At 70.6% G+C, this 24,132-nt stretch carries 24 protein-coding genes; 7 read left to right on the top strand and 17 right to left on the bottom strand.

All coding sequences use genetic code 11. The features are described 5' to 3' along the window. Window positions 1-11: 11 nt before the first annotated feature. The 3 genes from ACZ6S0_RS26220 to ACZ6S0_RS26210 form a co-directional block, all read right to left on the bottom strand. On the bottom strand, window positions 12-1,229 hold the full coding sequence (locus tag ACZ6S0_RS26220; RefSeq protein WP_465921954.1) for an acetyl-CoA C-acetyltransferase: 1,218 nt from the start codon (window positions 1,227-1,229) through the stop codon (window positions 12-14). A gap of 72 nt (window positions 1,230-1,301) precedes the next feature. Then, on the bottom strand, window positions 1,302-2,648 hold the full coding sequence (locus ACZ6S0_RS26215) for an outer membrane protein assembly factor BamB family protein (protein ID WP_465921953.1): 1,347 nt from the start codon (window positions 2,646-2,648) through the stop codon (window positions 1,302-1,304). Window positions 2,649-2,723: 75 nt separating this feature from the next. Then, on the bottom strand, window positions 2,724-3,707 hold the full coding sequence (locus ACZ6S0_RS26210; RefSeq protein WP_465921952.1) for an SGNH/GDSL hydrolase family protein: 984 nt from the start codon (window positions 3,705-3,707) through the stop codon (window positions 2,724-2,726). Window positions 3,708-3,834: 127 nt separating this feature from the next. Between ACZ6S0_RS26210 and ACZ6S0_RS26205 the strand changes: the two genes are divergently transcribed. Beyond that, window positions 3,835-5,205, top strand: coding sequence for a cystathionine beta-synthase (locus ACZ6S0_RS26205; protein ID WP_465921951.1), 1,371 nt, complete (start codon window positions 3,835-3,837; stop codon window positions 5,203-5,205). A 94-nt stretch (window positions 5,206-5,299) separates the two neighbouring features. Here the strand turns inward: ACZ6S0_RS26205 and ACZ6S0_RS26200 are convergent, their stop codons facing one another. After that, complete coding sequence (locus ACZ6S0_RS26200; protein WP_465921950.1) at window positions 5,300-6,442, bottom strand: sensor histidine kinase; 1,143 nt, start codon at window positions 6,440-6,442, stop codon at window positions 5,300-5,302. A 138-nt stretch (window positions 6,443-6,580) separates the two neighbouring features. Between ACZ6S0_RS26200 and ACZ6S0_RS26195 the strand changes: the two genes are divergently transcribed. Together ACZ6S0_RS26195 and ACZ6S0_RS26190 are read left to right on the top strand one after the other, a co-directional pair. Continuing rightward, window positions 6,581-6,775: a hypothetical protein gene (locus ACZ6S0_RS26195; RefSeq protein WP_465921949.1), complete on the top strand. Its 195-nt coding sequence runs from the start codon at window positions 6,581-6,583 to the stop codon at window positions 6,773-6,775. A 139-nt stretch (window positions 6,776-6,914) separates the two neighbouring features. Continuing rightward, window positions 6,915-8,054, top strand: a complete 1,140-nt coding sequence (locus ACZ6S0_RS26190; RefSeq protein WP_465921948.1) for a cystathionine gamma-synthase — start codon at window positions 6,915-6,917, stop codon at window positions 8,052-8,054. A 52-nt stretch (window positions 8,055-8,106) separates the two neighbouring features. On the opposite strand, the gene ACZ6S0_RS26185 is transcribed toward ACZ6S0_RS26190, so the two are convergent. After that, a complete protein-coding gene (locus ACZ6S0_RS26185) occupies window positions 8,107-8,538 on the bottom strand; it encodes a DUF2269 family protein (protein WP_344880675.1) in 432 nt (143 codons plus the stop codon). Window positions 8,539-8,548: 10 nt separating this feature from the next. After that, window positions 8,549-8,674, bottom strand: coding sequence for a hypothetical protein (locus ACZ6S0_RS26180; protein WP_344880678.1), 126 nt, complete (start codon window positions 8,672-8,674; stop codon window positions 8,549-8,551). 139 nt (window positions 8,675-8,813) lie between these two features. Between ACZ6S0_RS26180 and ACZ6S0_RS26175 the strand changes: the two genes are divergently transcribed. Further along, the gene (locus tag ACZ6S0_RS26175) at window positions 8,814-9,236 is read left to right on the top strand and encodes a DUF6292 family protein (protein ID WP_465921947.1); all 423 of its coding nucleotides are present in this window, start codon (window positions 8,814-8,816) and stop codon (window positions 9,234-9,236) included. A 15-nt stretch (window positions 9,237-9,251) separates the two neighbouring features. On the opposite strand, the gene ACZ6S0_RS26170 is transcribed toward ACZ6S0_RS26175, so the two are convergent. The 6 genes from ACZ6S0_RS26170 to ACZ6S0_RS26145 all read right to left on the bottom strand — a co-directional run bounded on the left by ACZ6S0_RS26170 (window position 9,252) and on the right by ACZ6S0_RS26145 (window position 15,535). Further along, entirely contained in the window at window positions 9,252-9,749 is a 498-nt protein-coding gene (locus ACZ6S0_RS26170) for a GNAT family N-acetyltransferase (RefSeq protein WP_465921946.1), read from the bottom strand. A gap of 83 nt (window positions 9,750-9,832) precedes the next feature. Continuing rightward, entirely contained in the window at window positions 9,833-10,696 is an 864-nt protein-coding gene (locus ACZ6S0_RS26165; protein ID WP_465921945.1) for a hypothetical protein, read from the bottom strand. Beyond that, on the bottom strand, window positions 10,693-11,199 hold the full coding sequence (locus ACZ6S0_RS26160) for a SigE family RNA polymerase sigma factor (protein WP_465921944.1): 507 nt from the start codon (window positions 11,197-11,199) through the stop codon (window positions 10,693-10,695). The genes ACZ6S0_RS26165 and ACZ6S0_RS26160 overlap by 4 nt, the downstream gene beginning before the upstream one ends. Before the next feature lie 57 nt (window positions 11,200-11,256). After that, window positions 11,257-13,215 (bottom strand): vWA domain-containing protein, encoded by a 1,959-nt coding sequence (locus ACZ6S0_RS26155; RefSeq protein WP_465922057.1) that lies wholly within the window; start codon window positions 13,213-13,215, stop codon window positions 11,257-11,259. 101 nt (window positions 13,216-13,316) lie between these two features. Next, window positions 13,317-14,081 (bottom strand): hypothetical protein, encoded by a 765-nt coding sequence (locus ACZ6S0_RS26150; protein WP_465921943.1) that lies wholly within the window; start codon window positions 14,079-14,081, stop codon window positions 13,317-13,319. Between the two features lie 62 nt (window positions 14,082-14,143). Beyond that, on the bottom strand, window positions 14,144-15,535 hold the full coding sequence (locus ACZ6S0_RS26145) for a sigma 54-interacting transcriptional regulator (RefSeq protein WP_465921942.1): 1,392 nt from the start codon (window positions 15,533-15,535) through the stop codon (window positions 14,144-14,146). A gap of 171 nt (window positions 15,536-15,706) precedes the next feature. On the opposite strand from ACZ6S0_RS26145, the gene ACZ6S0_RS26140 reads away from it, so the two are divergent. After that, entirely contained in the window at window positions 15,707-16,882 is a 1,176-nt protein-coding gene (locus tag ACZ6S0_RS26140; protein WP_344880769.1) for an FIST signal transduction protein, read from the top strand. A 50-nt stretch (window positions 16,883-16,932) separates the two neighbouring features. Here the strand turns inward: ACZ6S0_RS26140 and ACZ6S0_RS26135 are convergent, their stop codons facing one another. From ACZ6S0_RS26135 to hppD, 5 genes are all read right to left on the bottom strand, one after another. Then, on the bottom strand, window positions 16,933-17,610 hold the full coding sequence (locus tag ACZ6S0_RS26135; RefSeq protein ID WP_465921941.1) for a hypothetical protein: 678 nt from the start codon (window positions 17,608-17,610) through the stop codon (window positions 16,933-16,935). After that, window positions 17,607-18,131, bottom strand: a complete 525-nt coding sequence (locus tag ACZ6S0_RS26130) for an RNA polymerase sigma factor (protein ID WP_465922056.1) — start codon at window positions 18,129-18,131, stop codon at window positions 17,607-17,609. The genes ACZ6S0_RS26135 and ACZ6S0_RS26130 overlap by 4 nt, the downstream gene beginning before the upstream one ends. 93 nt (window positions 18,132-18,224) lie before the next feature. Then, complete coding sequence (locus ACZ6S0_RS26125; RefSeq protein WP_465921940.1) at window positions 18,225-19,613, bottom strand: M1 family metallopeptidase; 1,389 nt, start codon at window positions 19,611-19,613, stop codon at window positions 18,225-18,227. A 67-nt stretch (window positions 19,614-19,680) separates the two neighbouring features. After that, entirely contained in the window at window positions 19,681-20,124 is a 444-nt protein-coding gene (locus ACZ6S0_RS26120; RefSeq protein WP_465921939.1) for an RDD family protein, read from the bottom strand. Between the two features lie 34 nt (window positions 20,125-20,158). Then, window positions 20,159-21,268 (bottom strand): 4-hydroxyphenylpyruvate dioxygenase, encoded by a 1,110-nt coding sequence (gene hppD, locus ACZ6S0_RS26115; protein ID WP_465921938.1) that lies wholly within the window; start codon window positions 21,266-21,268, stop codon window positions 20,159-20,161. 103 nt (window positions 21,269-21,371) lie between these two features. Here hppD and ACZ6S0_RS26110 point away from each other — a divergent pair, with 103 nt between their 5' ends. After that, entirely contained in the window at window positions 21,372-21,851 is a 480-nt protein-coding gene (locus tag ACZ6S0_RS26110) for an Lrp/AsnC family transcriptional regulator (protein WP_465921937.1), read from the top strand. 217 nt (window positions 21,852-22,068) lie between these two features. Continuing rightward, window positions 22,069-24,129, top strand: a complete 2,061-nt coding sequence (locus ACZ6S0_RS26105; protein WP_465921936.1) for a transglycosylase domain-containing protein — start codon at window positions 22,069-22,071, stop codon at window positions 24,127-24,129. Window positions 24,130-24,132: the final 3 nt, after the last annotated feature.

The raw sequence follows: 24,132 nt of genomic DNA, 5'->3' as shown, positions 1-24,132 counted from the left end.
GGCCTCAGGGGTCAGCTCAGGCGCTCGAGGACCATGGCCATGCCCTGGCCGCCGCCGACGCACATGGTCTCCAGCCCGATGCTCTTGTCGTGGTGCTGGAGGCTGTTGATCAGGGTCGAGGTGATCCGGGCGCCCGTCATCCCGAACGGGTGCCCGACCGCGATGGCCCCGCCGTTGACGTTGAGCCGGTCGAGGTCGACGCCCAGCTCCCGGTACGACGGGATCACCTGGGCCGCGAACGCCTCGTTGATCTCCACCAGGTCGATGTCGTCGATCGCCATCCCGGCCCTGGCCAGCGCCTGCCTGGACGCCTCCACCGGCCCCAGGCCCATGATCTCGGGGGACAGGCCGGTGACTCCGGTGGACACGATCCTGGCCAGCGGCGTGATGCCCAGCTCGGCGGCCTTGACGTCGCTCATCACCACGACCGCCGCCGCCCCGTCGTTCAGCGGGCAGCAGTTGCCCGCCGTGACGGTGCCGTCGGGGCGGAAGACGGGGGCCAGCGTGGCGACCTTCTCGTACGTCGTGCCGGCCCTGGGCCCGTCGTCCTTGGAGACCACGCTCCCGTCGGGAAGGGTGGCCGGCGTGATGTCCTTCTGCCAGAACCCGTCGGCCAGCGCCTTCTCGGCCAGGTTCTGCGACCGCACGCCGAACTCGTCCTGCTCCTGGCGGGAGACGCCCTTGAGCTGGGCCAGGTTCTCGGCCGTCTGGCCCATGGCGATGTAGACGTCGGGGACCTCGCCGTCTTCGCGCGGGTCGTGCCAGACGTGCCCGCCCTCGGCGAACTCCTTCGTCCGGTCCCCGGCACCGAGGAAGAGCGGGTTGTGCGTGTCGGGCAGCGAGTCGGAGCTGCCCTTGGCGAAGCGGGAGACGGTCTCGACGCCGGCCGAGACGAAGACGTCGCCCTCTCCCGCCCTGATCGCGTGGAAGGCCATCCGGGTGGTCTGCAGCGAGGAGGAGCAGTAGCGGGTCACGGTGGTGCCGGGCACGTTGTCGAGCCCCAGCATCACCGCCACCACGCGGGCCATGTTGAAGCCCTGCTCGCCCCCGGGCAGGCCGCAGCCGAGCATGATGTCCTCGATGGAGGTGGGGTCGAGCTGGGGCACCTTGGCCAGCGCCGCCCGGATCATCTGGACGGTCAGGTCGTCGGGCCGGATCTCCTTGAGCGAACCCTTGAAGGCTCGTCCGATCGGGGAACGCGCGGTTGCGACGATGACTGCCTCGGGCATGGCCCCTCCTTGGTCAGCGCTGGTAATAGAACTATATTCCAGTCTTCGGCACGGGGCCCGCCGACCCCTCCCTTATCCGTACATGCCCGGCACGGTCGTCGTGTGGTCGTTCACCGCGTGGACGGCGCCCTTCTCGTCGCGCCACAGCCGCCAGCCCTCCTGGCTGCCGGTGAACCACGGCGGCGGGGGTGTGGCGGGGGAGACGCGCTTGCCGGTGCCGAGGTCGTACTCGCAGACGGCGGCCGTGGAGTAGAAGCCAGGCGCCTGCCCGCGCAGCGGCAGCGGCTTGGGGTCGGTCACGCAGAACGACCAGCCGCGCTCTCCCTCCGCCGGTGCGACCTTGCCGGAGACCAGGTCGAAGGCCGACCCCTTGCCGTTGTGCTGGAGGAAGCCCAGTTTGTCCATGCGGCCGGGGAAGGCCAGCCACCACCCGGAGCCCGGCACGTCGGCGGCGGCGATCTGGCCGACCACCCGGCCGCTGGTGGAGTCGAGCCGGGCGAAGCCGCCGTAGGCGCCCTGGCGGTCGACAGGGCGTACGACGGGGGCGTAGCCGGGGTTGCCGCTCGGATAGACGCGTACGACCGAGGGGCGCATCCAGTTGATCGTCCCGTCGGCGATCCCGACCGAGAACAGCCCGAACGTCGAGAGCTTCTTGGTCTGCGGATTCGTGTAGGGGGCGACGTAGCCGACCAGGTCGTCGCCCGAGGCGCCGAACGCCCAGCCGCCCGACATGTCGATCCCGGGGCCGAGGGCCTGCTCGATCGGCTGCTGCCACTGGAGCTTGCCGGACTTCAGCTCGTACGACTCCACCATGGGGTTGGCGGCCAGCCTGAGCAGCAGCACCCTGCTCCGGTCGGACCACTCCACCTCGGCGATGCCTGGCAGCTTCCACAGTTGCCTGCCGGTCGCCGGGTCGAGCACCACCATGCGCGCCTTGGTCAGGGCGGTGTGCTCGGACAGGCACACGTACGGGCCGCAGCGCTGCGGGCCGAACGTCGAGTGCACGGGCCTGGTCCACTTCCGCACCCCGGAGCGGGCGTCGCGGGCGACGAGCGTGGCGTTCCAGCGGCCCTTCTTGCCCGGGTCGAGCGCGACGACCACGCCCTTCCCGTCGGACGTCTCCACGACCGCGGGGGTGGAGACGCCCATTCCCGGCAGGCGGCCGGCCATCGTGGCCGGGTAGGCCCACAGCCGTTTGCCGTCGCGCAGGCCGAGGGCCGCGGTCTCCAGCGACCCGTCGGGCTTCATGGAGGTCAGGGCGGCCACCCCGCTGCCGACGGCCATCCGGCTGACGGCGTTGACCTGGGTGTTGTGCCAGGTCGGGAAGTCTGTGGTGGTCGCCGCGTCGCTGCCGGAGCAGGCGGTGGCGGCGAGGGTTCCGGCGAGGGCGAGGGACGGTTTCCAGAGGGGCCGGAGCACGGGCAAACCACTCCAAAGGGGACGTAGAGTGACGGCTCCAACCCGGAGGGTGACCGGCCGAGGGTGCGCAGGAGGTCAGGTGTCTTCGACCGGCTCGCCGAGCCGCCGGCGGAACAACGAGGCCCACTTGCCGTACAGGCCCGTCGCCCGCCCGTTGACCCGGGTCGCGGTGACCTCGGTGCCGGGCTCCTCCGCGGCCGTAGCCGCCGCGAGGTAGATCGGTTGCAGTGCTTCGCCACGCGCGGGGCGCGGCTCAGGCCACAACCCCAACGCAGCGCACACTGACGGTAGCACCGCGTAAGCGGCCTGTGCGTAACCTCGGTCAGATGGATGGAAACGATCCGGTCCGAACATTTCTGTCGGATTTGTCGCGAACATCGGGCCCAGGACGTCGGCGAACGCCACCGTACGCCCGCCCGCGTCCACCACCGCCACCGTCTGCGCCGCGGCGAGCTGGCGGCTCCAGCGCTGCGTCACCCAGCGCAGCGGCTGCGCGATGGGACGCACCGTGCCGAGGTCGGGACAGGTTCCGACGACTACCTCGGCCCCCGCGTCCCGAAGCCGCCGCACGGCCTTGGCCAGATGGCGTACGGCGGTCGCGGGCGGCGTCTGCGTGATGATGTCGTTGGCCCCCACGAAGATCACCGCCACGTCGGGCCGGATGGCGAGGGCCGCGTCCACCTGCTCGGCCAGGTCGGCCGACGGTGCGCCCGACTTGCCCGCCACCAGCAGGCGCACCGGGCGCTCCGCGGCCGCGGCCAGGCCGTTGGCGAGCAGCACGGCGGGAGTCTTCGCGGGGTCGGCCATGCCCAGGCCGACCGAGGTCGAGTCGCCGAGCATGGCCAGGTTGAGCGGCTCGCCCCCGGAGTCGCCGTACAGGCCGTCGGCGTGCGGTCCGTCCAGGCCGTGCGGGGTGCCGATGGCCCTGCGCGCGAGCAGGCCCTCGGCGATCAGCAGGCCGTAGGCCGTGGCTCCGAGCGCGGTCAGCCCGCCCCCTCCCAGCGCCGCCGCCGTGGCGATCCTGCGTGCCGCACGCGCCATGCCAGGTGCCCAGACCACGTACGTGCCCTCCCCAGTCGAACTCGGCGGTAGCGTTTGCTTGAAAAGTAGCCGGGGCCGGCCACCCCCTTCGGACCTCGGCCATCGACAAGCTCATCAAGCTTCGACAAAGAAGGTGAACACCTCGGTGCGCGTTTACGATTCCCTGGTCGACCTGATGGGGAACACCCCGCTGGTCCGGCTGCACAAGGTCACCGCGGGCGTGCCCGCGCAGGTGCTCGCCAAAGTCGAGTACTTCAACCCGGGGGGCTCGGTCAAGGACCGCATCGCGGTACGCATGATCGACGCGGCGGAGAAGTCCGGCGAACTGCGCCCGGGCGGCGTGATCGTCGAGCCGACCTCCGGCAACACCGGCGTCGGGCTGGCCATCGTGGCCCAGCAGCGGGGCTACCGGTGCCTGTTCGTGGTGCCGGACAAGGTGGCCCAGGACAAGATCTCGGTGCTGCGGGCCTACGGGGCCGAGGTCGTGGTCTGCCCGACCGCCGTCTCGCCCGAGCATCCCGACTCCTACTACTCGGTCTCCGACCGGCTGGCCCGCGAGGTGCCCAACGCCTGGAAGCCCGACCAGTACTCCAACGTCAACAACCCCGACTCCCACTACCACTCGACCGGCCCCGAGGTGTGGGAGCAGACCGAGGGCAGGGTCACGCACTTCGTGGCGGGCATCGGCACCGGCGGCACGATCAGCGGCACCGGGCGCTACCTGAAGGAGGTCTCCGGCGGCCGGGTGAAGATCATCGGGGCTGACCCGGAGGGGTCGGTCTACTCCGGCGGGTCCGGGCGGCCGTACCTGGTGGAGGGGGTCGGCGAGGACATCTGGCCGGCCACGTACGACACGTCGATCTGCGACGAGATCATCGCGGTGTCCGACAAGGACTCCTTCACCATGACCCGTAGGCTCGCCCGTGAGGAGGGGCTGCTCGTCGGCGGTTCGTGCGGCATGGCCGTGGTGGCGTCGCTGCGCGTGGCGGCCACGGCGGGGCCCGACGACGTGGTGGTCGTCCTGCTGCCCGACGGGGGCCGCGGCTACCTGTCGAAGATCTTCAACGACGACTGGATGGCCGACTACGGCTTCCTGACCACGTCCTCCGACGAGGGGCTGGTCGGCGACGTGCTGGCGCGCAAGGGGCCGGGGCTGCCGGAGTTCGTCCACGCGCACCCGCACGAGTCGGTCGGCACGGCCATCGCGACCATGCGCGAATACTCGGTGTCGCAGCTCCCCGTGATGAAGGAGGAGCCGCCGGTCATGGCGGCCGAGGTCGTCGGCTCCATCGTCGAGCGCGATCTCCTCGAAGCCCTCTACCACGGCAAACTCTCCTCCGACGACCCGATCTCCGAGCACATGTCGGCGCCGCTGCCCATGATCGGCAGCGGTGAGCCCGTGGCGCGGGCGGTGGAGGCGCTGGAGAAGGCGGACGCGGCGGTGGTGCTGGAGGACGGCAAGCCCTCGGGGCTGATCACCCGGCAGGACCTGCTCGCCTTCCTGGCCAACCACTGAGCGGCCCACTCCGCCCGTCCGGACTGGCTTCCGCCGGAGCGCCGAGGAGGGCCACGACCGGGTCCTCCTCCTCGCCTCGCCGGGAGGAGCCGCCTCAGCGGAGGGGGAACTCGGCGACCACCTCCCAGGCCCCGTCGGGTGCCGGGCCCGCGTAGAGCCTGCCGCCCAGCGCCTCCACCCGCTCGGCCATCCCGACCAGCCCGAACCCGCCGCCCAGCCGGGACACCCGCGGGTCGGAGCCGGAGCCGAAGTTGCGGACCCGCAACGCCGCGACCTGCTCGTGGCGCCGCAGGTCCGCCTCCACCCAGGCCGAGCGGGCCGCGTGCTTGCGAATGTTCGTCAGCGCCTCCTGGAGCACCCGGTGCAGGGTGGTCATGACCTCCGGCGGCAGCGTACGGTCGTCGAGCCCCTGACCGATCTCGAACGCCACCTTCGGCCCCTCGGCCGAGAACCGGTCGGCCAGCATCCGCAGGTCGGCCAGCGTGACGCCGGGCCTGCGGTCGGCGCCGTCCTCGGTGCGCAGCACGGTGACCATGCGCCGCATCGACGTCAGGGCCTCCGAGCCCGCCGTCGCGATCGCGTCCAGGGCCGGAGCCACCGCCTCCGGTTTGGTCTCGGCGACCGTACGCGCCGCCTGGGCCTGGACCACGATGCCCGTGATGTAGTGGGCGACCAGGTCGTGGAGCTCTCTGGCGAGTTCGAGGCGTTCTGCCCGGCGTACGGAATGGACCGCCTCGGTGCGGCGCTCCTGCTGGAAGCGCAGGTAGCCGCCGATGCCGGCGGCCATCGACCACCCCGCGAACAGCACGAACGCGTAGCCCAGGCCCGCGTTCTGGAACTCGCGCGCGCCGGCCTCGAACATGAAGACGGCCAGCGTCACGCAGGCCAGCACCGCGGCCCGGCGTACCGGCTCGACGTGCCGCAGCACCCCGATGAGCAGCACGAGCAGCGCGCCCGTCTCCACCAGACCGGGCGCGCCGTCGACCCCGGTGCTCGTGAACAGCGCCGACACGCCGAACGACAGGGCCAGCATGACGCTGAACCCCTCCAGCCGGTATCTGCGCCGCAGCAGCACGGCCGTGAAGCCGCACGCGCCGCAGATCGGCACGAGCCACTGCAGACCGCCGACGGTGGCGGCGAGAACGAGGTCGAGCGGCATCAGCAGGGCCAGCCAGCCGAGCATGGCGATCTCGCTGAGCCTGCGGATCCAGTAAACGACGCGTTTTCGTTCCCCCACGGTCCCGAGCCTAAGCCGGAAGTCGGACATGCCGTATCGACCGTTCGGCCGAGGGCGCCGGCCGGAGACCAGCCCTTCAGCGGAGGCGCCCGACGGGGTCCGTCACGGACCATGGGAGATGTCGGAAGGGGACGAGAAATGGTTGCCATCGGGTTCGCACTGCTGGGCGCAGGACTGGTCGTCGCCGCGCTGCTCGCGCTGGCCGACCCCGTGCTGCTCTCGCGGATCAACGGGGAGCGGGCGGAGGGCGGCAGCGGCCGGTTCATCGAGGCGGACGTCGTACGGCTCACGCCCCGGCCGGGCGAGGACCGCCACCAGCCCAGGGCGGCCTGACGACCCGGGCTCGCGCGGGCATGGTACGCGAGCCCTCACACGGGGCCGTGGGGACGGTTCCCGTGAGCGGCCCGCGATCCGGTGGGGACCGGATCGCGGGCCGTCTTCGGTCCGGCCGTCTTCCGTTAACGTGGCCTGTATGAGCAACGGTTTTGAGACGCTGGCCATCCACGCAGGTCAGGAGCCCGATCCGGTGACAGGCGCGGTCGTGCCCCCGATCTACGCCACGTCCACCTACAAGCAGGACGGCGTGGGGGGCCTGCGTTCCGGATACGAGTACAGCCGATCGGCCAACCCCACCAGGACCGCGCTCGAGACCGCGCTGGCCGCGGTGGAGGGCGGGGCCAGGGGGCTGGCGTTCGCCTCGGGGCTGGCCGCCGAGGACACCCTGCTGCGTGCGGTGTGCAAGCCGCAGGATCACGTGATCATCCCGAACGACGCGTACGGCGGCACCTACCGGCTGTTCGCCAAGGTGCACAAGCGCTGGGACCTGCACTACGACCCGGTCTCGCTGCACGACCTCGACGCCGTGGCCGCGGCGATGACGCAGAAGACCAAGGTGGTCTGGGTCGAGACGCCCACCAACCCGCTCCTCGGCATCGCCGACATCGCCGGGCTGGCCCAACTGGCCCACGAGAACGGGGCGCTGCTGGTGGTGGACAACACGTTCGCCTCGCCGTACCTGCAGCAGCCGCTCGCCCTGGGGGCGGACGTGGTCGTGCACTCGACCACCAAGTACGTGGGCGGGCACTCCGACGTGGTCGGCGGCGCCCTGGTGTCCGGCGACGCCGCGCTCGGCGAGGAACTCGCCTACCACCAGAACGCGATGGGGGCGGTGGCGGGGCCGTTCGACGCGTGGCTGACGCTGCGCGGGCTCAAGACCCTCGGCATCCGGATGGACCGCCACTGCGACAACGCCGAGCGCGTCGTCGACCTGCTGCTGGCCCACCCGCGCGTGACCTCGGTGCTCTATCCGGGCCTGGCCGAGCACCCCGGGCACGAGGTGGCGGCCAAGCAGATGCGCCGGTTCGGGGGCATGGTGTCGTTCCGGGTCGCCGGGGGCGAGAGCGAGGCCGTGGCGGTGTGCGACCGGGCGAAGCTGTTCACGCTGGGGGAGTCGCTCGGGGGCGTCGAGTCGCTGATCGAGCACCCGGGCAGGATGACGCACGCCTCGGTGGCGGGGTCGGCGCTGGAGGTGCCGGGGGACCTCGTACGGCTCTCGGTCGGCATCGAGACCGTCGACGACCTGCTCGCCGACCTCACCCAGGCGCTCGGCTGAGCGTGTCAGGGCTTCCCGCGGCCCGGCCGGGTGCGGGCGCCCGGCCGGTCGCCTAGCCGGGGACGACCATCAGGAAGAGGATCACCAGCCAGATCACCGACAGCAGCCCGCTGATGGCGGCGATCCGGCCGTGCTGCACCTTCGCATCGTCTTCCGCGCTCTCGCTCGAGAGCGCCTGTACGGCGGTGCGCAGGTCGCGGTCGATGATGACGAGCAGCACGGCGGCCACGATGAACAGCGTCATCGACGCCGTCATGTACCACTTGCCGAGCAGCCCGCCGCCCAGCACCACGCCGAGGATCACCCCGAACACGAACACACCCAGGCTGCCGAGGCTGTAGATCCTCGTCAGGCGCTGGATGAACTGCAGCGTGGGCACGTTCTTGGTGCGGATGGCGCGCGGCGCGGCCATCGTCGCGGCGGTGACCGGGCCGATCGTGAAGATCGCGAATCCGATGTGCAGCCAAAGAAGCAGGGACGACATGCGGGAGAGACTAGTCCCCGGTGATCTCGCTGGGGGACTCGACACTCTCTTTGCTCTCCGTGGAGCAGCGCATGCACAGCTCGTTGGCCGCCACCGCGACGATCATCAGCACGACGAGGAGAATCGCGGCGATCATGGATACCCCTCCTTCCCCGTGTGGGACGTAAATATCGTCCGTAATGACTAGACGGCTGTGCAACGGAATAAGTTCGGCACGGGTAAGGTTGCTAATCGCCGCTTTTTCCTTACCGTTTGGGCACAAGGGGGTGCCGTACGTGGCCATCAGGCACGTCGAGCCGTACACCGACGAGTGGCTGCAACAGCCGACCAGTTACGTGCAGCAGGTCGTCGGGCTGCTTGGAGCCGAGGTCACGGATTGGTGGGAGGGGCCGTGCGACCCCCGTGACGCCACGCTCATGCTGCCGGACGGCACGGCGCTGGTGTGGGACGAGGAGAGCGGCTGGCGGCTGGGCCACTTCGTCTCGGGCGGCCAGGGCCGGCACACGGAGCTGTCGGGTGTGCGCTATCTGGGTCACGGCCTGTTGCCCAAGCCGGAACGCGTGCCGCCGGCACTCCAGGACGCCCGCGCCGGGGTGGGCGCCAGCTCGGCCTGGCGGCCCTGCTACCGCTCGCACCGCAACTGCCGCGACGGCTTCGACGTCGCCCTCGACTTCTACTCCCGGCTCATCGACGCCTGAGCTGAACACCCCCGCTCATCGACGCCTGACCAGGGCCCGCGAGCGGGCGGCCCCCGGCGGCTGGTGGAGCACCAGCAGGAGGTGCTCGTCCTCGCCGGGTCTCACCGTGCCCGAGCGTTCGAACCCGTGCCTCTCCAGCAGCCGCACCGACGCGGTGTTGGCGTGGTGGGGGTCGGCGTGGAGCGGGCGGGTCTGCTCCTGGTCGAGGAAGAGCCCCATCGCGCGGGTCCCGATGCCCCGGCCCCAGAACGCCCGGCCGAACACGTAGCCGATGAACCGCCGCTCCTCCTCCCACCAGGCGACCAGGTGGCCGGCGAGCACGTCGTCGACCAGGACGGCTTGGACGAACACGGTCGGGTCGTCGAGGATCTGGGTCTCCCAGTGGCGGATGAACCTCGCCCGCTCGCGGGGCGCGAACCTCGAGCGTCGCACGGTCTCCGGATCGTGCTCCTGCTCGAGGAACGCCTCCAGGTCGGCCTCCACCACGTCTCTGAGCCGCACGACGTCGTCCATGACCGGAGAGCCTGCCATCCGGCACCGACAGTTCCGCCCGGCCGGGGTGGCAGGGCCCGCGTCCCGAGGTGCCCGCGCACGGATCAGCCGTTGCCGCGGTTCACCGGACCGAACACGACGTTCTTCTCCTCCTCCAGGACCCGCCCGTCGGCCCCGTAGGCCGTCACCGTGGCCGAGGGCACGGACACGAGCAGGACCTCCCCGCTCGTCGTCTCGTCGGGCGCGCGCCGCACCTCCGCGGCGATCCGCACGATGAAGAACCCATCGGCGATCCGCGCCGGCGTGCGCCGCCCGTCCGCCCAGTCGATCTCCACCCGTTCCACCGCGTCGCTGACCCGCCCGGCGACGACCTGGTAGATGTCCTCCTTCTGGGTCTGCCGCTCACCGACGGTGTACGGGTGCCTCACGGCGGTGTACGCGTCCACCTGGAGATCACCGGAGAACCCGTCCAGGTCACCCGGCGCCTTGAACCCCCAGTAGGTGAGGACCGGCCGATCCGCCATGTCCTTCTGGGCGGTCGGCGTGCACAGGACGAAACCGGCGTCGCTGCCCACCAGAGCAGTGCTCCCGCCCTCGTCCCGATAGTCCACCAGGACCCGGAAGTCGTCGACCGACCCCTGCCCGGCGATCCGCAGGTTGCCGTCCATGCTGTGCGCGGGACCGCCCTGGGGCATGCACTCGCGCACCAGCCGCGCCTGCTCGGGCGTGTTGTCCGGCAGGGTCGCCACCCGGGCCGCGCTGTCGGGGCCGAGGCCGTTCGAGGAGGGCACGACCAGCACCGCGACCGCCGTGGCGGCCACGGCCAGCACCGCGACCCCGGTCACGGACCTGGCCCGGCGCCGTCGCCGCGCGAGGGTCCGCGCGGCGAGCGCGAGCGGATCCACGGGGGTGGCGTCGTCGGCCAGGTGGCGAAGCTCTTCGGCGATCCGTCGTTCGTCGATGGTCACTGCAGGCCCTCCAGGATGACGGTCTCGCCGACCAGCTCGCGCAGCCGGGCGACGGCTTGATGGGTCTGGCTGCGTACGGTGCCCACCGAGCAGCCCATGATCTTGGCGACCTCGGACTCGGGGAGGTCCTCGTAGTAACGCAGCACCAGCACCGCCCGCTTGCGCGCGGGCAGGACCCGTAACGCCTCGGCCAGCGTGACGCGGGTCTCGACCTCGGACGTACGGTCGGCCACGCCGTGATCGGGAGGCGTTTCGAGCACGCGTTCGCGGCCCCAGCGCGGGCTTCGCCACCGCCCGACCTGTTCGTGGTACATGACCCGCCGTACGTACGCCTCCGGGTCGTGCCTGATGCGCCGCCAATGCCCCGCGGTCTTGGCCAGCGCCGTCTGCAGGAGGTCCTCGGCGGCGTGCTGGTCGTCGGTCAGGACGTAGGCGAGCCTGATCAAGCTGTCGGAGCGGGTGACGACGAACTCGGTGAAGTCGCGTTGATGCTCAGGGTGCAAGGGGCTCTCCTCGTGTCTCGCACCCTAAGACGCGGCGGACCCGCCGGATCTATGGCGTCAGCGGGCGCGCCGCAGGCGCAGGAAGTCGCTGACGACGTATTCGCCGAGGCGTTCGGCGCTGGGGGAGAAGACGCGCCCGCCGTTCCTGCGGGCCACCTCGTCCACGAACTCCTTCAGCCGGTCGTCGGCCGCCAGCATGAAGATGTTGATCGTGGCCCGCCGCCGGGTCATCTTGTCGACCTCGGCCAGCGTGAGCTCCAGCGTCTCGTGCGACGGCGGCCACTCGAACGCCGACCGTCCGTCGCGCATGAGGTGGGCCGTGGGCTCGCCGTCGGTGACCACCAGCACCACCGGCTCGAAGTCGGGGTGGCGGTCGAGGTGGCGACCGGCGATGAGGAGGGAGTGGTGCAGGTTGGTGCCCTGGACCATGTCCCAGTCGAGGCCGGCCAACTCGTCGGGCTGCAGCACCCTGGCGTAGTTGGAGAAGCCGATGATCTGTACGGCGTCCTGCGGGAACTTCGAGGCCACCAGCGCCTGCAGGGCCAGCGCCGTCTGCTTGGCGGCGGCCCAGGTGCCGCGCAGCGCCATCGAGTACGACAGGTCCACCAGCAGGCAGACGGCGGCGGCGCTGCGGCGTTCGGTCTCGGCCACCTCGAAGTCGTCGACCGACAGCCGCACCCCGACCCGGTCACCCAGGGTGACGCCGCCGCTGCGGACGCCGTTGACCAGCGTGCGTACGACGTCGATCGGCTGCTCGTCGCCGAACCGCCAGGGCCGCGAGGAGCCCGTCAGCTCGCCGGCCGAGCCCGCGTCGCGCTGGTCGTGGTCGCCCCGGCGGCCCGCGTCGAGGGAGGAGAAGACCCGGCGCAGCGCGGTCTCGCCCAGGCGGCGTACGGCCTTGGGGGTCAGCTCCAGCTTGCCGCGGCGGCGCAGGAGGTAGCCCTGCTCCTCCAGCTCGCGTTCGATCCGCTTGAGCGCCTCCAGGTCGTCCACCGCGGAGCGGCCGAGCGCGCGGCGTACGGCGGCCTCGTCGACGTCGTCGAGGCGCGCGCCAGGGTAGTCCTGGCGCAGGGCGGTCTCCAACTGGGTGAGGTCGGCCAGCTCCTCCAGCGCCGTCACGGCGTCGCCCATGGCCAGGGGCTCGTCGCCGGTGAGGCGTTCGGGGGCGTTCCAGGCCAGGTCGGGGCGGCGGGCGTAGAGGGCCTCGCCGAGGCGGCGCATCTGGTCGGACAGGCCCGCCTGCTCCAGGGTCTGGTTGATGAGGTTGCCCAGCTCCTCGCGCTGGCGTGGGGTCATCGAGGCGAGCATGCGCTGTGTGGCGGCGGCGCGGCGGGCCAGGATGTCGACCAGCTCGTCCAGGTTACGAGGCTTCTCGGGGAACAGGTCGCCATATTTCGACATGAAAGACTCGAAGTCGGCTTGGGTGTGCTCGCCCCTGGAGTCCTTGTCGAGCATGCCGTTCAGGTCCGCCATCATCTGCCGGACCCGTTCCATCGCCTCGGGGTCGGGGTTGGCCAGCGCGTCGCGCAGGCCCCTGAACTGGCTGTCGAGCACCTCCCTGCGCAGCAGGTCGCGCAGCTCCTCGAAGGTCTGGCGGGCCGCCGCCGAGCGCCAGTCGTACGTGCTCAGCTCCTGGATGGCGCTGGCCGTGTCCTCCGGCAGCCCGTCGAGGCCCGCCTCCCGCAGTCGCGCGTCGTCGGACGGGTCGGGGAACAGCTCCGCCCGCTCCTGGCCGATCGCCTTGTCGAGCAGCGCCCTGGCCCGCTCCAGCGTGCCGTCGAGGCGCCCGCGCTCGCGCAGGTCACGGCGGCGCCTGCGGACCTCCCTGAGCATGTCGTCGAGCCCACGCCGCTCCTGCGCGCCGGGCAGGCCGCGCTTGAGCAGGTCGCGCAGGGCGTGGACGGGCGTCGAGCCCGACAGGATGGCGTCGCCCATCTCGTCGAGGGCCGCGCGTACGTCGTAGGGAGGGGCCAGGGGGTCGGGGCCGTCGTGGTATTCGCCATAGCGGAAGGCCATCACGAAACCACGCTAACCCGAGAAACGCCCCCATGTGTGACGGCGGGTTCGCGGGGGTGCTGGGCGCTCAGGCTGACGGCGGGTTCGTGAGCGCCGGGTGCTCAGGCGTCGCCGTAGATCTCCCACACCCCGTCGAGGGAGTCCACGCCGGGTGTGTAGTCGACCTGCACCAGGACGGGGTGGCGGTTCGCCTTGAGCGCCTTGGTCAGGTAGTTCCACGTGCAGGGCTTCTTGCCCAGTCCGTTCTTGTCCGCGTTGACGGGCTTGCCCGCCAGCCAGCCGTCGCCACAGCGCGCGGTGGTGCGGTAGAAGCCCGTCATGTACGTGTAGCCGAGCGTGAGCTTCTTTCCGCCCGTCGCGAACACCACGGTCGTGTCGTCGATCCGCGTGATCGTGCCCCGTGCCGAGCGGGATTCCGGCCAGTCGGTGACGAGGATCTCGTTGACGCGTACGGCCTTGCCGCCCTGGTACTCGACGCGCACCGGCACGGGGCCGCGCCCCAGCCCGGTGGTCAGGTCGTTGGGCGCGCAGCGGGTGCGGCCCAGCCCCTGGCTGTCGACGGCGACCTGGCCCTCGGTCTCTTTCAGGTCGCAGGCGACCGTGACGCGCCCGTACGCCGCCCTCGTGTAGTCGAGGCGCAGCTCCTTGGCCCCCGAGGTGGTCGTGAGCCGGTGGAACACGTGGCCCTGGCGCGTGACGCGGGCGGCCGACCTCGGCACGATCCGCAGGCGTCCTTCGCCGTTGGCCCAGGCGTACCCGAGGACGGCGGTGGCGGCTTCGGCAGGGCCGGTGAACGGCCCCGCCAAGGGCACGGCGAGCGCGCTCAGCGCGAGAGCGGCGACGGTGGCACAGGCAGGCGTACGCATGGGCGGTCTCCCCCGACGGCGTGATCAGCTATCCACTATGACGCCGGAGACCGCCCAGATGTTCACGTCCGGTAAACGGCCACCCCGTCAATGTCTTCCTTGGACAGCCGCCGCATCAGGTAAAGCCCCTCCAGCGCGAACTCCAGGGCGGCGGCCGCGTGGCCCGGCGACTCCTCGCCCGCGCCCATGCCCAGCCGCGACATGACCTTGGCCAGGCCGGACACCGGGCCGATGCGGTGCAGCAGCTCGCCGGCCGCCACCAGCTCGCCCGACTCCACCTGGTTGCCCTCGGCGAACTTGTCGGTGACCGGCGACAGGTCCATGCCGCCCAGCCGGTTCCTGAACGTCTCGGCCGTCGCCCGCCGCAGCAGGTGGGCCAGGATCTCGGTCTCCCGGCCCTCCTCGCTGACCTCGAACTCCACCTTGCCGCGCAGGCTGTGGACCACGCTGGCGAGGTCGACCACGCGGGTGACCGGCTGTTCCTCGCCCGTGATCGCCGCCCGGCGCACGGCCGAGGCGGCCGCGGTCTCGGCCGCGGCGATCGAGAAGCGGGCCGACACGCCGGAACGGGCGTCGACCGCGGTCGATTCGCGTACGAGCCGGGTGAAGCGGGCGATCACCTCGACCAGGTGCTCGGGGACGTCGGCCCCGATGTCCGGCACGGACTCCTGGCGGATGAGGGTCAGCTCGTCCTCGACGGTGAGCGGGTAGTGGGTGCGGATCTCGGCGCCGAAGCGGTCTTTCAGCGGCGTGATGATCCGGCCCCGGTTGGTGTAGTCCTCGGGGTTGGCGCTGGCGATGAGCAGGAGGTCGAGGGGCAGCCGCAGGTTGTAGCCGCGTACCTGGACGTCGCGCTCCTCCAGCACGTTGAGCAGCGACACCTGGATCCGCTCGGCCAGGTCGGGCAGCTCGTTGACGGAGAACACGCCCCGGTTGGTGCGCGGCACCAGGCCGTAGTGGACCGTCTCGGGGTCGCCGAGCCGCCGCCCTTCGGCGATCTTGATGGGGTCGACGTCGCCGATCAGGTCGCCCACGGAGGTGTCGGGCGTGGCGAGCTTCTCGCCGTAGCGCTCGTCGCGGTGCCTCCACGCCACCGGCAGCTCGTCACCCAGCTCCCGAGCCAGGGTCTGGCAGCGCGTGCAGACCGGCGCGTACGGGTGGTCGTTGATCTCGCAGCCCTCGACCACCGGCGTCCACTCGTCGAGCAGCCCGGTGACGGTGCGGATGAGCCGGGTCTTGCCCTGGCCGCGCTCCCCGAGCAGGACCAGGTCGTGCCCGGCGAGCAGGGCCCGCTCCAGATGGGGCAGGACGGTTTCGTCGAAGCCCACGATGCCGGGGAAGCGGGGCTCGCCCGCCCGCAGCTTGGTCAGCAGATTTTGCCTGACCTCGGCTTTGACGGTGCGGTGGACGTGGCCGCTCTCTCGCAACTCGCGGAGAATACGTGGCTGATGCACGGGAACGAGACTACGTCCCCCGCGCGGAATGTGGCAGAGACTTTCGCACCTGGCGGAGATTTCGGATCTTGACTATTGCGTGACGGTTCGTGCGCGTGCTTGTCCCTTTAGTGGGGAGAATCGGGCCTAGGGAACTTCGACATGTCGAGGGAGGCGAGATCCGTGGCCTTGATGACAAGCCGCTTCGCCGACGGCCTCGCCGTGAGTTCCGACCTGGTGGAGGCCGCGGAGAACGCCGTCGGCCAGGCACTGTCGAGGCTCAGCGGCCAAGCCGACCTGGTCTGCTTCTTCATCTGCGGCGACGATCCCGACGACGTCGCACGGGCCGGAGAGGCCGCGATGAAGCTCGCCCCCGAGGCGCACGTGATCGGATGCAGCGCCACGGGGGTGATCGGCGACGGTCAGGGCGTGGAGCTGGCGCCCGCCGTGAGCGCGTGGGCGGCGACCCTGGAGGGGGCGCGGCTGACCACGTTCGCCTTGGAGACGCTGACGGCCGAGGACAGGTTCGTGGTGGTCGGGCTGCCCGAGCGCGGCGGCGACGACCACGTGGCGATCCTGCTGGCCGATCCGTACAGCTTTCCGACCGACGCGTTCGTGGAGCGCTCGGTCGACGTGCTGGGCGACCTGCCGCTGATCGGCGGCCTGGCCAACGGGTTGCAGGGACGGGGTTCCGTACGGCTCTTCGCCGACGGGGAGATCTACACCGAGGGCGCCATCGGCGTGCTGCTCAGCGGCCCGGTCAAGGTCAGCACCGTGGTCAGCCAGGGCTGCCGCCCGATCGGGCCGAGCATGGTCGTCACGGCGGCCGAGGACAACCTGCTGCTGGAGCTGGCCGGGCAACCGGCGCTGGCCCGGCTGGAGGACATCGTCAGCGAACTCGACGAGGACGATCGCGAGCTGGTCGCCTCGGGCCTGCAGATCGGCCTGGCCATGGACGAGTACGCCGAGCGCCACGAACGCGGCGACTTCCTCATCAGGGGGGTCATCGGCATCGACCCCGAGCGCGAGGCCGTGGCCATCGGCGACATCGTGGAGATCGGCAGGACGGTCCGCTTCCAGGTACGCGACGCGGCCACCGCCGACGAGGACCTGTACGACCTGCTCGACGCCCACCGCGAGGAGATCGGCAAGGTGGACGGGGCGCTGCTGTTCTCCTGCAACGGGCGGGGCTCGGCCATGTTCGGCACCGCCGACCACGACCCGGTCGCGCTGCGCGACACGCTGGGGCCCATCGGCGTGGCGGGCTTCTTCGCCGCCGGCGAGGTCGGTCCCGTCGCGGGGCACAACCACGTGCACGGGTTCACGGCCTCCGTGCTGGTCTTCTCCGGCTCCTCGGGAGGGCCGTGAGCCCATGGCCCGGCGCACGCTGAAGAGGACGCCGGGCCGGGTGTCACGCGTCAGCCTGGGCGGTTGCTCAGGCTTGGCCCTTCGCCTCCGGTGCCGGAGTCGAGGCGGGGCCCGTCGTCCTGCCCCTCCGAGGCGCCGCCCTGGGACGGCGCGGGAACCGGCATCGAAGTGGGCTCGCACGGCGCGACCTGGCCTCGTACGATCTCCAGCGTGGTCGCGAACGGCGGCGCGGAGTCGCCGGCCGCGCTCTTCGAGACGGCCAGGACCAGCGTCGACCCCTCCGGCACCTGCCCCTTCTCGATCGTGAACGCGATCCCGTCGGCGTCGCGGCCGACAGCGGCCCCGAAGCGCCCCTGGGCGTCCCCGTGCTCGCCGCGCGGCTGCGCGCAGGTCTGGCCCTCGGGCAGATAGTCGACCACCGCCCTGACCCCGGCCCTGCCCAGCTCGGCCGCCAGCCCGTCGGGGTCGGTGAACGAGTGGATCCGTACGGTGACCACGCCGTCGGCGCCCCTGGTCACCGCGTACGCCGGGTCGCCCGTGAGCCCGGTCACCACCACCGCCGTCGCGGTGGCGGCCGCCGCGACCCCCGCCACCGCCGCGGACAGCCCCACGAGGCGCCGCCGCGAGCCGCGCCGAACCGGTGTCACCGTCGTCATCCCGTTCTCCGCCGTCCTCGTCGTGATCTCTTCCTTGAGTGCGCCGAGCAGGCGATCCTCGAAGTTGCTCATGCCTGTCCTTCCAGGGTCACGGCCGAGGGCGAAGCGACGTTCTCGAGGGCACGCCTGGCCCTGTGCAATCTGACCCGCGCGGTCACCTGCCTGATCCCCAGGGCTCCGGCGGCCTCGGAGACGGTGAGCTGGTCGATCGCGACGAGCTCCAGCACCGCGCGCTCGCCCTCCGGCAGGCCCTCCATGGCCTCCAGGGCGCCGCGCATCTGGCGCTCGGCGTCGATCCGCTCCTCCATCCTGGCGAGGTCGTCGTCGTCCATCAGACGGCGTCCGGCGACCCGGCCGGTGGCCCGCGCCTCCCGCGCGGCCCTGCGGTGCTGGGCCGACACGACGTTGCGCGCGATGCCGTACAGCCAGGCGACCTCGCTGCCCCGGCCGGGGCGGTAGGTGTCCGCGGAGTCGAGCACCGCCAGGAAGACGTCCGCCGTCAGGTCCGCGGCGAGGTGCGGATCGCTCACCCGCCGGACCGTGAACCTCATGACGGCATCGACATGGCGGCGATAAAAGACCTCAAAGGCCACAGGGTCTTCGTTGAGGCGCACCGGCCTCGCTCCCTTCGTCGTTCGCCCGTTACATCACTTCTTGGACCGAACGACGGCAAGCGTTTCCTGGCGTCAGGCGGGCCGCTTGGGCTGGAACAGCCAGGCGTCGAAGAGCGCGTTGAGGTCTTTGCCGGACATCCGCTCGGCGAGGTCGACGAACTGCTCGGTGGTGACGTAGCCGTAGCGGTGCTCGGCCGTCCACGTCTTGAGCACTCCGAAGAACGTGGCGTCGCCGACGGCCTTGCGCAGCGCGTGCAGGGTCATGCCGCCGCGCGTGTAGACCGACTGGTTGAACAGGTCGTCGGGCTTGGCCCGCCCCGGGGGGTATTGCCAGATCGGGTCGGTCTCCGGGCGCTTGAGCAGGTCGTTGAACGTGGCGTCGGCGCTCTTCCCACCCTTGTGCTCGGCCCACAGCCACTCGGCGTACGTGGCGAAGCCCTCGTTGAGCCAGAGGTCCTTCCACCGCTTGATGGTCAGGCTGTTGCCGAACCACTGGTGCGCCAGCTCGTGCGCGATGATCGACTCGTCGGGGTTGAACCCCCCGTAGAGCGGCTTGGTCTGGTTTTCCAGCGCGTAGCCGGCGGGGTAGTCGTCGATGACGCCGCCGGTCGAGGAGAACGGGTAGGGGCCGAAGACCGTGGACCAGTAGTCGGTGATCTCGCCCGAGCTGGTGTAGAGGGCGTCGAGCGAGTCCTTGAACTTGGGGTCGGCGGCGGCGAGGTTGGGGATGCCGCCCGCCGTGCTGCCCTGGCGGAGCTGGAACGCGCCAAGCGTGGCGGTGGCCAGGTAGGTCGCCATCGGATGGCGTTCGCGCCACCGGTAGGTGGTCTTGCCCTCCGCGGTGGTGGGCTGCCCGGCCTGCTCGCCGTTGGCCAGGACCGTCACCCCGGCGGGCACGGTGATCGTGAAGTCGAACGTGGCCTTGTCGGCGGGGTGGTCGTTGCTGGGGAACCAGGTCTTGGAGCCGTTGGGCTCCGAGGCCACGAACGCGCCGTCGGAGGTCGGGATGAAGCCGTAGGTGCCCAGGTTGGCGTTGTGCTTGGCCGGCTGGGGCAGGCCGGAGTAGGTGACCTTGACGGTGAAGGAGGTGTCGTCGCCGATCGTGCGGGCGGGCCGCACGGTCAGCTCGTCGCCCTGCCGGGCGAAGCGCGCGGGGGAGTCGTCGACGGTGACCTCGCGCACGTCGAGCCCGCTCAGGTCGAGGTTGAAGCTGGACAGCTCCTGGGTGGCGGCGGCGCGGATGGTGGCCACGCCGTCGAGCCGCCTGCTGCTGGGCGTGTAGTCGACCGCCAGGTCGTAGTGGGCGACGTCGTAGCCGCCGTTGCCGTCGCGGGGGAAGTCGGGGTCGCCGATGCCGGGCGCGCCCGCGTTCCGGTCGGCGAGCATGGAGCCGCCCGCGGGGGGCGGCGCGTCGGCGGGTGAGCAGGCGAGCACGCTGACGAGCGCCGTCAGCAAGGCCATCCCGCGCCTGTCGAAACGCATTGCCGAACATGCCCCCTTCGAATCGTGACCAGAATCTTACGCTGGGTCAGGCATTGACCACGACCGTCCTGGCGGCCTTGTCGTGCAGGGCCTGTTTACGGGGATCGAAGAGGATCCAGCCGAGGTCCAGCAGAGGGCCGACGCAGCAGAGCCATTCGAACAAGGTCGCCACGGCCTGCCTCACTGCCGCCTGCCCCACGCCTATCCTCGCGCCGTTCTCCTGGACGACACGCATGCCGAACAACTTTTTGCCCAAAGTCTGCCCGTTCCAGAAGGCGTGCAGCAGCCAGAAGTAGAGGAAGGCCACGAGGCTGGCCACGAAGGTGTGCTCTATTGGATAGCGGTCCCAGACGCCGCGGCTCCCGTCCCAGGCGTAGTTCCAGCTCGTCCAGGTGAACGGGGCGGCGATGACGTTGACGATGAGCAGGTCGAGGACGCCGGCGAACAGTCGCCGCCAGCGTCCCGCCAACCCCGGTGGCGACAATCCCATGAATTCTGGATGACCACCACTAAGTCGGGACAAACTAAAGGTTGCCCCTGCGTTCCTGCTCGCGCTCGATCGCCTCGAACAGGGCCTTGAAGTTGCCCTTGCCGAACCCCAGCGAGCCGTGCCGCTCGATCAGCTCGAAGAAGACCGTGGGCCGGTCCTGCACGGGCTGGGTGAAGATCTGCAGCAGGTAGCCGTCCTCGTCGCGGTCCACGAGGATCTTGCGCTCCTTCAGCTCCTCGATCGGGACGCGCACCTGCCCGATGCGCTCGCGCAGCTCGGGATCGTCGTAGTACGAGTCGGGCGTGTCCAGGAAGCGCACCCCCGCGGCCCGCATGTGATCCACCGTGGTGAGGATGTCGTTGGTGGCCAGCGCGATGTGCTGCACGCCGGGCCCGCCGTAGAACTCGAGGTACTCGTCGATCTGCGACTTCTTGCGGCTGACGGCCGGCTCGTTGAGCGGGAACTTGACCTTGCGGCTGCCGTCGGCCACGACCTTCGACATGAGCGCCGAGTACTCGGTGGCGATGTCGTCGCCGATGAACTCGGCCATGTTGGTGAAGCCCATGACGTTGCGGTAGAACTCCACCCACTCGTCCATCTTGCCCAGCTCGACGTTGCCGACGCAGTGGTCGATCGCCTGGAACAGCCGGCCGTTCTTGGTGGCGGGCGGCGCGACCAGCGGCTGGGCGGGGACGTAGCCGGGCAGGTGGGGGCCGCCGTAGTTGGACCTGTCGACCAGGGTGTGCCGGGTCTCGCCGTACGTGGCGATGGCCGCGAGCACCACCTTGCCGTGCTCGTCCTCCACCGTGTGCGGCTCCTCCAGCCCCTTGGCCCCGTGCGCGACCGCGTAGGCGTAGCCCGCCTCCACGTCGGGCACCTGGATGGCCAGATCGACGACCCCGTCGCCGTGCTCGGCCACGTGCCGCGCCAGGTCCGTGCCGGGCCGGACCGGGGCGCGGAACTCGAACGTGGCGCTGCCCGAGGTCAGCACGTACGCGGCGACGTCCGGGCTGCCGTTCTCCGGGCCACGGTAGGCCACCAGCCGCATGCCGAACGCGGTCGAGTAGTAGTGGGCCGCCTGCTTGGCGTTGCCCACGGCGAACACCACGGCGTCCATGCCGTTGACTGGAAAGACATCTCTCATACCCCCAACCTTCGAGTCGCCTGGACGAGTTGCGCAACAGCTACTTGTATGAGTGCACAATCTGCCTAGCGATTCGGCGCGGACTCCGGTAAATGTGTACAGCATGACAATCGACGATCTCGACGCCCGGCTGATCGCCCTGCTGCACGCCGAGCCCCGGCTGGGTGTGCTGGAGTGCTCGCGGCGGCTCGGCGTGGCCCGTGGCACGGTCCAGGCCAGACTCGACCGCCTCGCCGACAGGGGAGTGATCACGGGCTTCGGCCCCGACGTGTCTCCCGCGGCGCTCGGCTACGACGTCACGGCGTTCGTCAGCATGGAGATCAGGCAGGTCGCGGGGCACGACCCGGTGGCCGACCGGCTCGCCGGGATCCCCGAGGTGCTGGAGGTGCACACGATCACCGGCGGCAGCGATCTGCTGTGCCGCGTGGTGGCCCGTACGAATGCCGATCTGCAGCGCGTCATCGACAGAATTGTCGAGGTTCAGGGCGTACTCCGGACTAATTCGATCATTGCCCTTGACACTCCGGTTCCCTACCGAGTGTTGCCGTTGGTCGCCGATGTTCCGCGCCGTCCGGGCCGCTAGTCGTACTATCGCTAGGGGACGATGCACCGTTGTCGATCGTTTACCCTTGGCATTCGCCCAGCTTGCGGGGGTTGGGCGACGCTTGACGAGGGGGGAGCCGAGGGTGCGGAGCGGTGGTGTTGAAGGAATGCGGAAGCGACGGATTCTCCGAGTTCTATTGATTTCTGTCGGCACCGGAATCGTGGCATTTGCCGGGCTTTTCGCCGTTGCCTGGGCGTTGACTCCCATTCCCGATTCGACGCAGAAGCAGGCCACGGCGCAGGGCTCGGTGATCTATTACCGCGACGGGAAGAGCGTGCTCGCCCGGCAGGGGGTCGACCGCAAGAACGTCGATCTCGCCCAGGTGCCCAAGCACGTGCGCGACGCGGTCATCGCCGCCGAGAACCGCTCGTTCTACGAGGACGGCGGCGTCTCCCTCAAGGGCACCGCGCGGGCCGTGTGGTCCACGCTCACCGGGCAGCAGCTCCAGGGCGGCTCCACCATCACCCAGCAACTCGTGCGCAACTACTACAGCGGGCTCAGCCAGGAACGTTCCGTGGCCCGCAAGTTCAAAGAGATCCTCATCGCGATGAAGGTCGACCAGTCCAAGTCGAAGGACTGGGTGCTGGAGCAGTACCTCAACACGATCTACTTCGGCCGGGGCGCCAACGGCGTGCAGTCGGCCGCCCGCGCCTACTTCGGCAAGGACGTCCAGGACCTGAGCGTGGCCGAGGGCGCGTACCTGGCGTCGGTGATCCAGCAGCCCAGCCGCTTCGCCGACCCCAAGGGCTCCGATCTGGCGGCGGTGCGGCAGCGCTGGCAGTCGGTGATCGACGCCATGGTCCAGACCAAGGCGCTGACCCGCCAGCAGGCGTCCGCCGAGAAGTTCCCCGAGCTGAAGGCGCCGAAGAAGCCGTTCGAGCTGAAGGGCCAGGCCCAGTACATGCTGGAGCAGGTCACCGCCGAGCTCAACCGGCGCGGCTACACCGACGAGGACATCAACGGCGGCGGCCTCAAGGTCGTCACGACGTTCGACAAGAAGCTCATGCAGGCGGCCCAGCGGGCGGTCGAGGAGGTGCTGCCCGACTCCACGCCGGAGAAGGTGCGCACCGGCCTGGCCGCCGTCGACCCCGCGACCGGCGAGGTCGTGGCCTTCTACGGGGGACGGCCCTCGCAGTCGAAGTACTACGACAGCGCGTTCTCGGCCAAGGTGATGGCCGGGTCCACGTTCAAGCCGTACACGCTGGCCGCCGCGCTGAACAACGGCTTCGACCTGTCCACCAGGGTCGACGGCAACTCGCCGCTGCAGGTGGCCTCGGCCCCGCAGTCGATCCCCAACGACGGCGACCGCTCCTACGGGCAGATCAACCTGATCAGCGCCACCCAGAACTCCGTCAACACCGCGTTCGTCGACCTCGGCCAGAAGGTCGGCCTGGACAAGGTCGCCGAGACCGCGGAGGCGGCCGGGATCCCCGCGGCCCAGCTCGACCAGCACAAGAGCGCCGCGGCCTTCCCGCTCGGCGTGGCCTCCGTGAGCGCCGTCCAGAACGCCTCCGGCTTCTCCACCTTCGCCAACAAGGGCGTGCACATGGAGGCCCACGTGGTGATCTCGGTCACCGACGCCGAGGGGGGCAAGCAGGTCGTCCGGCCGGCCGCGACCAAGGCGATCAGCGAGCAGGCCGCGGCCGACACCACGTACGCGATGGAGCAGGTCGTCAAGTACGGCACCGGCACCGCCGCGCGGCTCTACGACCGGCCGGTGGCCGGCAAGACGGGCACCACCGACGAGTCGAAGTCGGTCTGGTTCAACGGCTTCACCCCGCAGCTCGCGGTGGCGGTGGACATGTTCCGCGACGACAACGACACGGTCACGATCCCCGGGTACGGCACGCAGTTCGGCGGCCAGCTACCGGCGCAGATCTGGCGGGAGTTCATGGCCGAGGCGATGGCGGGCAAGCCGGTCGAGGAGTTCCCCGAGCCCTCGGAGTACGGCTGGTCGTCCGACTACTCCGTGCCCGACCGCGCCACCGACGCGCCCAGGGGCGACTACCCGACGTCGCCGGCGAACCCGGAGTGGGGCTCGCCCGAGCCCGACTCCAGCTCGCCGCCGTTCGCCACCGAGCCGCCGGCGACCCAGTCGTCGCCGAACGACGGTCAGCCGGACGAGCAGACCGGCCAGAGCGACTCGCCGACCACGTTGGTGCCCGACCAGCCGTCCGGCCAGGACAACGGCCAGAGCAACGGCCGTCAGAGCAACGGCCGCCAGGACGACAGCCGCAGCGGCCAGCCCAGCGGCTGACCC

This window comes from Nonomuraea sp. NPDC051298 (assembly GCF_055586305.1).
This window is presented reverse-complemented; position numbering and strand designations above follow the sequence as displayed.